The sequence below is a fragment of the Chitinophaga sp. genome (assembly GCF_039596135.1).
Taxonomy (GTDB): Bacteria; Bacteroidota; Bacteroidia; order Chitinophagales; family Chitinophagaceae; genus Chitinophaga.
Genome location: NZ_JBCNKH010000083.1, coordinates 14,505 through 27,170 on the forward strand (window position 1 = coordinate 14,505; position 12,666 = coordinate 27,170).

At 46.2% G+C, this 12,666-nt stretch carries 9 protein-coding genes; 8 read left to right on the forward strand and 1 reads right to left on the reverse strand.

What is annotated here, in order from left to right; translation table 11 throughout:
- Nucleotides 1–42 precede the first annotated feature (42 nt).
- Genes ABDW16_RS27610 through ABDW16_RS27635 form a run of 6 tightly spaced genes read left to right on the forward strand, consistent with a single transcriptional unit; the run spans nt 43 to nt 9,857 of the window.
- Nucleotides 43–3,525 carry a SusC/RagA family TonB-linked outer membrane protein gene (locus ABDW16_RS27610; RefSeq protein ID WP_343674314.1) on the forward strand — a complete coding sequence of 1,161 codons (3,483 nt, stop codon included), beginning with the start codon at nt 43–45 and terminating at the stop codon, nt 3,523–3,525.
- Between the two features lie 18 nt (nt 3,526–3,543).
- Nucleotides 3,544–5,001: a SusD/RagB family nutrient-binding outer membrane lipoprotein gene (locus ABDW16_RS27615; protein ID WP_343674315.1), complete on the forward strand. Its 1,458-nt coding sequence runs from the start codon at nt 3,544–3,546 to the stop codon at nt 4,999–5,001.
- Nucleotides 5,002–5,007: 6 nt separating this feature from the next.
- Nucleotides 5,008–5,691, forward strand: coding sequence for a glycerophosphodiester phosphodiesterase family protein (locus ABDW16_RS27620; protein ID WP_343674316.1), 684 nt, complete (start codon nt 5,008–5,010; stop codon nt 5,689–5,691).
- Entirely contained in the window at nt 5,691–6,503 is an 813-nt protein-coding gene (locus tag ABDW16_RS27625; protein ID WP_343674317.1) for a glycerophosphodiester phosphodiesterase family protein, read from the forward strand. The genes ABDW16_RS27620 and ABDW16_RS27625 overlap by 1 nt, the downstream gene beginning before the upstream one ends.
- 25 nt (nt 6,504–6,528) lie before the next feature.
- The gene (locus ABDW16_RS27630; protein WP_343674319.1) at nt 6,529–8,091 is read left to right on the forward strand and encodes a metallophosphoesterase family protein; all 1,563 of its coding nucleotides are present in this window, start codon (nt 6,529–6,531) and stop codon (nt 8,089–8,091) included.
- A complete protein-coding gene (locus ABDW16_RS27635; protein ID WP_343674320.1) occupies nt 8,088–9,857 on the forward strand; it encodes a cytochrome c peroxidase in 1,770 nt (589 codons plus the stop codon). Before ABDW16_RS27630 ends, ABDW16_RS27635 begins: the two co-directional genes overlap by 4 nt.
- Here ABDW16_RS27635 and ABDW16_RS27640 read toward each other — a convergent pair.
- Nucleotides 9,826–10,920, reverse strand: a complete 1,095-nt coding sequence (locus ABDW16_RS27640) for an acyltransferase (protein ID WP_343674322.1) — start codon at nt 10,918–10,920, stop codon at nt 9,826–9,828. The genes ABDW16_RS27635 and ABDW16_RS27640 overlap by 32 nt on opposite strands.
- 168 nt (nt 10,921–11,088) lie before the next feature.
- Between ABDW16_RS27640 and ABDW16_RS27645 the strand changes: the two genes are divergently transcribed.
- Nucleotides 11,089–11,691 (forward strand): DNA-3-methyladenine glycosylase, encoded by a 603-nt coding sequence (locus ABDW16_RS27645; RefSeq protein WP_343674324.1) that lies wholly within the window; start codon nt 11,089–11,091, stop codon nt 11,689–11,691.
- A 119-nt stretch (nt 11,692–11,810) separates the two neighbouring features.
- Nucleotides 11,811–12,666: cation:proton antiporter (locus tag ABDW16_RS27650; RefSeq protein WP_343674325.1), on the forward strand; the 856-nt coding region annotated here is incomplete at its 3' end.

Here is a 12,666-nt window from a genome sequence, read left to right on the forward strand (position 1 = left end):
AGCTATTATCACTTCGTAAACAAGCAAGCGCATTTATTTTTTATGAAACTTAAACTGAACAGGTACGTTGTCCTGACTGTCCTCCTATTGCTGGAAGTCTGGCAGGTAAGGGCCCACACTGCTCCCATCGCCTATAACTATGTAAGTGAAAAGGTATCGCTGATTACAGCCCTCCAAAAAATGGAAGACATCTTTCACGTGAACTTTAACTACAACAGCGCCACTGTCGCAAACAAATTCGTATACCTCGAACAGTTCCCCCAACAGGGTACTTTCAATGCCAGCAAAGTAGCACAGATTCTGCAACCACTGGGCCTCACCATCGTTCAACTGGGGCATAGCGATTACGCCATCCAGCGTATGAATACAGCAAATGCCGGCTCTGGCGATAACCAGGAAATCACTAATGGAACCATCACCAGCGATGATCACAAAATCATCAACGGTACCATCACCAACGATAAAGGCGAACCTATACCCGGTGCCACGGTTACCGATCAAACGACGAACAAAACTGTAATCGCCGACGATCAGGGTCGCTATACCATCGAAGTAAATGGTGCCACCACTTTACTGGTTCACTCCGTTGGCTTTGCTAACAAAACCGTGAAAGCCGGCAACACCGCTATACTGAACATTCAGCTCCTGCCTGATGTGAAAGACCTCTCGGCTGTAGTTGTCACCGCTTTAGGTATCAAACGTGAAGAGAAAGCCCTCGGCTATTCTATCGCTACCCTCGACGGTTCTAAAGTAAGCACCGTAAAAGATGTGAATGTTGTAAACAGCCTCTCCGGCAAAGTAGCTGGTGTAGACATCCGATCTGCCAGCTCTGATCCCGGTGGTTCTGTGCTGATCACCATTCGTGGTGCCAGCTCTATTGCGAATAACAATCAACCGCTGTTCGTGGTAGATGGGGTGCCCGTCGCTTCGGCTAACAGAAGTCCCACTGTGCCCGTAGGCCAGGTAACTGTTGACTATGGCAGCCCTATCTCCGATGTGAGTCCTGACGATATTGCCACCGTTACCGTGCTCAAAGGCGCCAGTGCTGCGGCATTGTATGGTAGCCGTGCTGCAAACGGGGTGATCCTCATCACTACCAAAAGTGGTAATGGCAAAAATAAAAAAGGCCTGAACGTAAGTGCGAACTTCAGCGCGATCTATGACAAAGCATGGCAGTTCCCCGACTTCCAGAGTGAATATGGTGCCGGTGATGCCACTGGTTCTGTAGATCCTGCCAATACATTGTCTACTGCTTCGTGGGGGCCTAAACTGAACACCGGTTCAAAATATATTCAGTGGAACAGCCCTACCGATGCCAATGGTGACCGGGTGGCGACTGACTGGATTGCTTATCCTGATAGGGTAAAAGATTTCTATGAAACCGGTTCTACCTATACCAGCAATGTAGCGATCACAGGTAGCAACTTCCGCCTCTCATACACCAACCTGCAGAATAAAGGTATCACACCTAATACCGGTTTGCAGAGAAACAACATTAACCTCGCTGCAGGTTATGAGCTGAGCCCTAAGATAAAGGTGACTACCAATATTGCATACACGAATAACAACAGTAATAACCGCCCTACTTTCAACAGGGGTAGTTCCAGTTATATACTGTATACCATGCCGGCAAACATCAACTCCCAACTGCTGAAAAATTACTGGCAGAGCGGGGAAGAAGGACTGCAGCAGTTCTCACAGGATCAGGGGAGCACTGATAATCCTTACTTTGTAGCATACCAACTGACCAACGCCTACAATCGTCATCACGTGACAGGCAACATACAGCTGACCATGGAACTGGCAAAAGGCCTGACATTGATGGGGCGTACAGGTCTTGACTGGTATACTGAAACCGACGAAAGCAAGCGGGCAGTAAGTGCTGTACAAAATCCTTATGGTGCTTATTATATTGGTAACCTCTTTGGCAGTGAGCAGAATACTGACTTCTTACTGACCTATAAGAAAAGTCTTCAACACGATTTTGCATTTTTCGTAAGCGTAGGTGCTAACCGCATGGACCAGCGTTCTAACACACAGTCACAGGCCGCCAGCAAACTGGTAATGCCGGGAGTATACAATATCTCCAACGCTGTTGCCGGTACTGTTACCAACTCTTCTTACAAGGCCACCAAGCGCATCAACAGTTTGTACGCTATGGGTGAACTGTCTTACAAGAGTTATGTATTCCTGGATCTGAGTGCCAGGAATGACTGGTCCAGCGCGTTGCCCGCTAATCACAACTCCTACTTTTATCCCTCTGCCTCTTTAAGCGTCGTGTTGTCAGATATGTTGAAGATCGAACATGGTGCATTGTCTTATGCCAAAGTAAGATTGAACTGGTCTAAGGTAGGTAAGGATACAGATCCTTACAGCCTGTACAACAGCTTTACCTTCAGCTCTCCTGACTGGGGCGATGTGAAGATGGCCACCTTTAGCACCACCCTGAAGAACAACAACCTGAAGCCGGAAATCGCCACCTCTTATGAAATTGGTACTGATCTGAAATTCTTCAACAACAGATTAGGTGTAGAAGCTACCTGGTATACCACCGATAGCCGTAACCAGATCATTCAGATCCCGACTACTATGGCCAGCGGTTATAGTGCCCGCATTATCAATGCCGGTGAAATCCGCAACAGGGGCTGGGAAGTTGGGGTACATGGTACACCTGTCTCCGGTAAATTCATCTGGGATATTGGTGCGAACTTCACCCGCAACAGGAATAAGGTAATCGCACTGGCTGATGGTATTACTTCTTACCTGCAGGGTTCTGCAGAAGGTATGCAGTACCAGGTACGTGAAGGTCAGTCACTCGGCAACATGTATGGTAATACCTGGAAGACTGTACCAGACGGTCCTTACAAAGGAAAGGAACTGCTGGACGAAACAGGTCATAGCCAGTATGCTACCGACCTTATAAAGATCGGTAACTACAATCCTGATTTCTCATTGGGTATCACGAATACTTTTACGTACGGTCACTTCACCCTGAATACCCTGATCGATTACCGGCAGGGTGGCCAGTTCTTCTCTTATATGTTCATGAACCTGTTGTCTGACGGGCGTACAAAAAATACACTGAAAGGCCGGGATACAGAACATGGTGGCCTGAGCTGGAATGATGGAACGAGCAATCGTACAGATGGTATGATCGAAGACGGTTATATCGACGATGGCAATGGAAACTATGTAAAGAATACCAACATTACAGATCCCGAAAGCTTCTATGGTGATTACTATTGGAAAATGCATGCACGCAATACATTCAGCGCTACTTATGTGAAGCTGCGCGAAGTGAGTCTGACCTACCTGTTCAGCAAGCAGCAGACTGGCAGACTACCAATCTCTAACCTGTCTGTCTCATTGATTGCCCGTAACCTGTTCAGCTGGACAGCCGCAGGTAAAGGCTATGATCCTGAGACGGCGATGACGATCAAGAGTGGTAGCATTACACCTGGTACAAGTAGCTGGTCACTGCCATATACCCGTTCTTATGGTGTGAAACTGGGTCTTAATTTTTAATATTCATACGACAATTATATGAAAAAGATATATGCCATTGGGGTGTTGTTCCTGTTAAGTGCATGTACAAAGAACTTTTCGGACATCAACACGGATCCAAATACGGCGACAACTGTGAATCCGCAATACCTGCTTTCGACGGCACTGGTAAAGACAGCATATCCCTACCAGGACGATGCATTTCTCGACAAGCCTGCCGAAGCAGCCCGTTATATCACCAAGGTACGCAATGAAGGCGATGACCTGTTTGGCTGGTCGGGCAATAACTGGGATGGATATTGGAGTGCATTGACTTACAATAAGACCTTTCATGACCTGGCGGCGACGAGTGGTATGTTGCAATACACGGCGATCTCAGACATCATTAAGGTTTTCAACTTCGCTTATATTACAGATTTGTATGGAGATATACCCTATAGCGAGGCTTTACTATCCAAAGACAGTAGTATAGTACACCCGAAATATGATCAGCAGGAGGATATCTATCCTTCGCTGCTGGCTACACTTACAGCTGCGAATGATACACTGGCAGCGACTACCCTGACCATTGATGCAGACTATGACCTGCTGTATGGTGGGGTAGCACTGAACTGGCGCAAATTTGCCAATGCACTGCACCTGCGTTTACTATTGCGTATAGCAAAGAAAAGTACTTCGGCATATACTGAGATGCAAAATATGCTGAACAATCCTTCTAAATATCCCTTGTTCGCCAGCAATAGTGATGATGCAGCACTGAGATATTTAGGTGTGAATGCGTCCGATAGCTGGCCGGGTGGTAACCTGAATAACAAGAGCACGGAGATTGATAAGTACAAACCCAGTAAGGAAATCGTAGATACGCTGCTGCGTTTGAACGATCCAAGGTTACCAATCTGGGTAGCGCCAGTATCCAGTACAACGGGGTATACAGTAGATCCGAACCTGTATGTAGGTGTGCCAAATGCGATACCTTCTCCTTATGATTATAATGGGGGTGAGACGCATATCTCGAAGATGGCGCCTATCTTTTACGCGAATCAGAGTGATCTGCTAAAGGCGAGTCTGATGACATATGCCGAGCAGTGTTTTATCCTGGCAGAAGTAGTACAGGCGGGAAAGGTAACGGTGAGTGGTGAAACGGCTGCTGCTTTATATTACAAGGGTATCAGCGCATCGCTGGAAGCTTATGGCGTATCGGCTACTGATGAAGCGACTTACCTGGCACAGGCTTCCGTACAATACAATGGTACATTGTCTCAGCTGATTACGCAAAAGTGGATTGCGAATTTCCTGAAAGGACCAGAGGGTTGGTTTGACCAGCGGAGAACGGGGTATCCTGTATTTGTGACAGGGCCGCTGGCGGCTATTGCTGAGATTCCTTCCCGGTATAAGTACCCTACATCTGAGCAGTCTTATAACCTGGATCAGTATAAGGCTGCGGTAGCAATACAGGGTGCTGATGAGTTGACAACGAAGATGTGGTATTTAAAATAATAAACTATGCATTTTTTTTCGATATTATTGATTGCATTATTGCCTGTCGTAAAGCATAAGCATGTTGTGATCGCCCATAGAGGCGATCACACTGTTTTACCGGAGAATACACTGGCAGCTTATACACGTGCGATAGCGGATGGAGTGGATTATGTAGAGGTAGATCTGAGAACGTTTAAGGATGGAACCTTATATATCAGTCATGGCTCATTGGAAGTATTACCTGCCGGGGTGCCTTCTTTTGAGCAGGTATTGTCTCTTTGTAAAAAAAAGGTAAACATCTATCTTGATTTCAAGGATGCAGATCCGCTTGTGGTGTATAAGTTGATTAAAAAGGCAGGTATGGAAAAGCACATAGTTGTGTACTGTAATACCTTTGAACAGCTGAAGGAGTGGCACAAAGTTGCACCGGGTATGCCACTGATGACGAGTGTGCCGGATTCAGTTTTAGATTTAAATACCTTTTTTGATCAATACCCCGTATCGGCGATAGATGGGGACATAGGTAGGTACACACCGGAAATGCTGGCTGTATGTAAAAAGAGAAATGTGGCCATATGGCTGGATGTGCAGGCGCCGGATGAGGGCCCCCTGAGCTGGCAGCAGGCTTTGGATACGCCTGTACAGGGGTTACAGACTGATCATCCGGGTGCATTAATCAATTATCTTAAACAAAAAGGGAACAGGTAATGAATAAGCTATTATTTTTACTGTTGCTGGTGTCGCCGGTGGATAGCATTATTAAGGATTTTTATCACCATCATCAGTATGTATTGGTTGCGGCGCATCGTGCAGATCATACCGTGTACCCGGAGAATTCCCTGCCGGCCATCCAAAGTGCGATAGATAAGGGGATTGATATAATAGAGTTAGATGTTCGGGAAACGAAAGATGGGGTTTTAGTATTAATGCATGATAAGGGTATTGAGAAAAAGACGGATGGGCATGGGAATGTAAGTGAGCTGACATATGCTGAATTGCAGGGGGTACATTTAAAAAGGGAAGGGGTGGTCACTACAGAGAGAATTCCCTCTTTCCGGAATGCGTTGGAAATGGCAAGGGGAAAGATCATGATCGATATTGATTTTAAAGCGGATACCCGGAGTGCTATGGTGAGTACCTGTAAACTGGTACGCGAGATGGGGATGGAAAAACAGGTGCTGTTTTTTGTATATGATTATAAAGATGCTGATCTTGTAAAAGAAATAGATCCGGATATACCTGTGATGCCAAGGGTGCATAATGCGGCAGAGACGATGGCGGTGGTAAAACAGGGACGTTATCCTATCTTGCATGGGGATGATGATTGCTATACAGATAGCCTGATGCAGGTGGTGCGGAAGGCGAATATGAGGGTGTGGATGAATGCACTGGGGGATTATGATGAGCTGGGGGAGAAGGGGTTTGATTCGCTGTTGCAGAAAAAACAGGTCAATGTGATTCAGACGGATAGACCGGGGGAGTTGCTGGATTATTTAAGGAAAAAGGGGCTACACAGGTAAAATTAACATAAAAATCATATAGCAGATGAAGCAGGGATGGTTGCTACTTTGTTTATTTCTCTTTTCGTTTTTAACAACGCATGCGCAGGCCACTGACGGGGATGAAGACCCCATTACAATAATACGTGGACCCTACTTACAGGTAGGATCACCCACCGCCATGACGATCCGCTGGCGTACGAACGTGGCTACCCGTAGCCGTGTACGTTTTGGAACCACCGTAAATAAGTGGGATTTGTCAAAAGATGATTCTACCATCACCACAGAACATATCGTGCGTATTACTGGTTTACAACCTCACACCCGTTACTATTACACAGTCGGCACATTTGCAGATACCCTGCAGGGAGACGCGAACAACTACTTCTATACCCTGCCTGAAGCAGGTAGCAAAAGCCTCCTCAGGATCGGCGCATTTGGAGATTGTGGCAATAACTCAGTGAACCAGCGTAACGTAAAACAATCCGTACTCAATTACCTCGGTAATAATTATATGGATGCCTGGATCCTGCTGGGCGATAATGCCTATGGTAGTGGCACCGACCAGGAGTTTCAGACAAAGTTCTTCAATATATATAAAGATGATCTGTTAAAGCAGCATCCAATGTATCCCACACCCGGCAATCATGATTACAACGACCATGATTTTCCAGGTGCGGTAGAAGTAGCCGTTCGTACACACAAGACTGCCTATTACCAGAACTTCTCCATGCCTACCGAGGCGGAAGATGGTGGCGTACCTTCGCATACACAGGCATTCTATTCATTTGATATCGGGAATGTACACTTTATTTCCCTGGATAGCTATGGTAAAGAGGCCGATCAATACCGCCTGTACGATACCCTGGGTCCCCAGGTACAATGGGTAAAGCGTGACCTGGAAGCAAATAAGAACAAACAATGGGTGATCGCTTACTGGCACCATCCTCCTTATACCATGGGGTCTCATAACTCTGACGAAACAGATGAGCTGATCAGCATTCGTGAGAATTTTATCCGTATTCTGGAGCGGAATGGAGTAGATCTTATTTTGTGTGGGCATAGCCATGATTATGAGCGATCCAGGCTGATGAAAGGACATTATGGTATGATGGATTCATTTGATCCTGCGGTGCATAACCTGAGCCGTTCTTCCGGTTTGTATGATGGCAGTGAGAACAGCTGTCCTTATGTAAAAGATTCCCTGAATGCAGGAACGGTATATGTAGTGAGTGGTTCTGCCGGTAAACTGGGTGGCAGACAAAAGACCTATCCGCACAAAGCGATGCAGTATGCGAATGATACGAATGGTGGGGCTTCTATGCTGGAGATTGAGAATAACCGGCTGGACCTGAAATGGATTTGTGCGGATGGAGTGATTCGTGATCATTTTACGATAATGAAAGAAGTGAATAAGCATAATGAGATCAAAGCGAAAGCAGGTCAGCCATTGACACTGACGGCTTCATTTGTGGGGAATTATAAGTGGAGTGACAAGAACCAGACTTCAAAGTCTATTACGGTCAGGCCTTCAAAAGGTACTACGACTTATACAGTAGAAGATAAGGAAGGTTGTGTAAAAGATACATTTACAATTACAGCGCGATGAAGAAAATAAAGGTGCTCACCGGGTTGTGTTTGTTGTTGTGTCTTGGAATAGCAGGTGAAACACCAAAAGGGTACCCGGAGCAGACGATCAGGTATTTCAAGGCGCAGCAGGCAATATTTACCTTAAAGACAAACGCCTTAAAGGCTGCTATTGAAAAATATGATCCTTCCAGGCCGGTTACCATAGCACAGGCAAAAGACGCATTAAAGGAATGCAGGATTGCTTACAAACGCATTTCATTTTTCCTTGAATACTTTTTTGTAAGTGAAGCGTATGTATTCAATACACCGGCAAAATACGAGGTGGAAGAACCTTATATAGAGTATGAAGAACCGGTGGGATTGCAGCAGATAGAAGCGTTATTATATAGTAATGCATCAAAAGAAGAATTGATGCAGCAGGCAGACATCGTCGCGGAAACAGCGGCAGGTCTGCCTGCTTTGTTATACAACTTTAGGGCCACGGATGCACAGGTGATGGAGAGCATCCAGCTGGAATTAATCCGGATACAGAGTTTGTATATTACGGGGTATGATGCGCCTTCATTACAATGTGGAATACCAGAGGCAGCAGCGGCGATGGATGCATTGCGAAATGTAATAGGAGTAGATAGTATCCGGGAAGCGATGTCGGGTGCGTTTAATTACCTGTCCGGGCATCCTGATTTCAACAGCTTTGATCGCCTGGAGTTTATTACTGATTATGCCATGCCGGTACAACGTATGCTTTCGCATGCAGCAGCGACCCATACGGTAAGGGCGCTAAATACCACGGCAATTTATGGTTCCAGGGATGCATTTAAGAAAGAAACCTATACACAGGGAGCGGATATTACGGTAGATGGCAAAGGGGATGTTTTGAGGAATACAAATAGTGCACCTGGGAATGGCAAGGGCGACATTCTCAGGAATGCAGGTAACAGTGCGCCTGAGATAGGCTATGATACAGCTTTAGGAAGGCTACTTTTTTTCGAAAAGAAACTATCCGGCAATATGCAGCGAAGCTGTGCAACCTGTCATATACCAGGAAAGCATTTTACAGACGGTATGGCACGGAACACATCTTTGTTAGGAGGTTCCCTGCCAAGAAATACGCCTACATTATTATACTCGACCTACCAGTATGCCCAGTTCTGGGATGGCCGGGCAAAGAGCCTGGAAGAGCAGATAGATGTGGTACTGCATAGTCCAGCAGAAATGGGTGGAACAGACGATAGCATAGTAGCCCGCCTGCAAATGCCAAAGGCAAAGATGATCCGTGCCCTGGCGGCTTATATCCGCACCCTGACCCCGTTTAATTCTCCGTTTGATCATTATTTAGCTGGCGATAAGTCTGCAATGACCGGCCAGCAAAAACATGGGTTTAATATCTTTATGGGCAAGGCCCGTTGTGGAAGTTGCCATTTTGCGCCATTGTTCAATGGGTTGACACCGCCGTTATTTAACAGAACAGAATTTGAAATATTAGGTGTACCCCTGTACAGCGATCTGCAATACCCGGTAGCAGATACCGACAGGGGTCGGATTGCGGTGTTTCCTGTTACCTTTTATGAGGGTGCTTTTAAGACGCCTACGGTGAGAAATGCGGCTGCTACCGCACCTTATATGCATCATGGGAATTTTAGTACCATGCAGCAGGTGATTGATTTTTACAACCAGGGGGGTGTGACGCCGGTTATGCACCAGACTTTGTCTACCGATACGTTGGGGTTGGATAAGGCGGAGCAGCAGGCGATTATTTCGTTTTTAGAGGCTTTGGTGGATTGAGTATCTTTTCTCTCCACCTCAAAAAAGGCTTTTCAATCAACAACCTCATTAACCACGCCGCCGCCAGGCAGGTGACAGCACAAATTACAAACATGATAGTGCTCTTTGTATCTATCCCCCATTGCGAGACGATTTTCTGCGTCACATGGATAACTATCTTATGGCTCAGGTACAGGGCATAACTGAGTGCTGCCAGTGAGCTGGTAATTTTACTACCATATTTATATAAGAAGCATTCCGGGCTGGCGGCAGCCGCTACGATGCAACCATAGCCAAGGGCAATGAGCGGAAAACCATAGATACTTTCGTTAAACAGGTCTTCATTTTGACATAAGATGTAGGCACCCGCCAGGATGAGCAATCCTGCCAGCAGGAGCGGGGTACTGTATTTATACAATCTCTCTTTTATTGCAGCAAGACTAATCCCTACCAGCAGGCCATCCAGCCGACAGAAGGTCGGGTAGTAAATCCATTTGTACCAAACCATCCAGTTATCGGTGGTAGCAGGGAGGTAAAAATGGGTCCAGCAGTAGTAACGAATACCAAAACCTGCAAGGAATAGGGAAGCAATGAACCAGGGCGCAATTGTCGTCAACCTGTAGGTTCTGAAAAAGATAATCAATATAGGTAGGAGAAGGTAGAATTGCTCTTCGATACAGAGGGACCAGGCATGGGAAAAAGCCCCCGTGTTTTTCAGGTCGAGGCCAATGTTCTGGGTGAAGGTGAGGAATTTCCATAACGGGGGGAGGGTATCACGCTCCCGCAGGTACGGAAATAGAAAATAGAGTGCTACGATGACGAAGTAGGCAGGGAAGATGCGGAAGACCCTTTTGGTATAGAAGGTCTTTAATGAAATAGGATCTTCGTTGAATAGCTGGCCGGCGATGAGGAAGCCACTGAGCACAAAGAAGAGGTCTACGCCCGTCCAACCGAAGCTACCGACTGTGTACATCCAGTCAGGATGGCCGAAGATGTTGTAATGGAACAGGAAGACGAAAGTAATGGCAAATGCGCGAAGATGGTCAAGCCCGTAGAGCTTGCGGTTGATGGGTTGATGTTGCATAGTAAGTATGGAAGGATTGCAAAATAGTGTTTTTTAAATAGTCTCCAACAGGGAGAACATTCTTTATTTTTTTAAACCCTGCCACAGGATTACCAAAATTACACCGGGGTATATTTGTAGTTACTCAACTTCCACCTGTGGAGCGATTTTTTATTTAAATTCATACCGATGAAAAAACTGACTGCGGAATTTTACAACCGGCCTAATGTACTGACAATAGCGGAGGAACTGTTGGGAAAGATAATCGTAACCCGGTTTGACGGCGTCCTCACAACTGCGCGGATCGTAGAGACCGAGGCATATATGGGAGTGGTAGACAAGGCGAGTCATGCTTACGGCGGGCGTCGTACCCAGCGAACGGAGGTAATGTTCGGGAAGGCGGGCAAGGCATACGTATATCTTTGTTATGGAATTCACTTCTTATTTAATATAGTGACCAATGAGGAAGAAACGCCGGAAGCGGTGTTGATCCGGGCGGCGGAGCCGCTGGAAGGTATTCCGGAAATGTTGAAAAGGACAGGAAAGGCAAAGGCAGATTTTACCCTGACGCGTGGGCCGGGGAATGTAAGTAAGGCGTTAGGGATTGATAAGCTCCATACGGGGTATAGTTTATTGTCGGAAGAGTTTTACCTGGCAGAGGATGGATATGTACCTGCTGAGGTGGTAGCCACGCCCCGCATAGGTGTGGATTATGCGGGGGCGGATGCATTATTGCCTTACAGGTTTATAGTGAAAGGTAATAAGTATGTGAGCGGGAAGAAGAATAGCTGAGATGATAAGCCTGCTCTCCCAATATAAGCGTCAGCGATACGGATTAACGAAGATTGTTTATATTGGCATAAGGTTAGCCTACCACCAATAAATAAAAAGTACCAAAATCGATCGCCCATATGCATTTTACCTTTACGGTTTATATTGGAATTTTACTAGTCATCCTCTTTTTAGTGATGCTTGCCGGGCGATTAAAAATCTCCTACCCGATTGTATTAGTAATCGGGGGCCTTGCACTTAGTTTTATCCCTGGATTACCACAAATCAGCATTGATCCTGAACTGATCTTCCTGATTTTCTTACCTCCATTATTATATGAAGCCGCCTGGCAAACGAGTTGGAAGGAACTATGGCGGTGGCGGCGGGTGGTAAGCTCATTTGCGTTCCTGATCGTTATCCTGACCTCAGGTGTGATTGCAATTGTATCCAGTAGTTTGATCCCGGGGTTTACACTGGCATTGGGCTTTTTATTGGGTGGGATCATCTCTCCGCCGGATGCCGTAGCTGCTACCACGGTCTTAAAGGAAGTAAAAGTACCTAAGTCGCTGGTAAATATACTAGAAGGGGAGAGCCTGTTGAATGATGCATCCAGTTTGATTGTGTTCAGGTTTGCACTGATCGCCGTAACGACCGGCAGATTTGTATTTCACGAGGCAGTGACGAGTTTTGTGCTGGTGATAACGATGGGGATATTGGTTGGCTTAGCGGTGGGAATGATCTTTTATGCCATTCACAGGTGGTTGCCTACGAATGCGAGCATGGATACGGTGTTGACCTTTGTAGCACCTTATGTGATGTATATAACAGCGGAGAGTATGCATTTTTCCGGGGTATTGGCGGTGGTGGCAGGGGGATTGTTTATGTCTAATAAGAGCCATCATTTTTTAACGCACCTGAGTAGGATCAGGGGGGTGAATGTATGGTCTACGATAGGGTTTGTATTGAATGGGATTATCTTTTTACTGATAGGGTTGG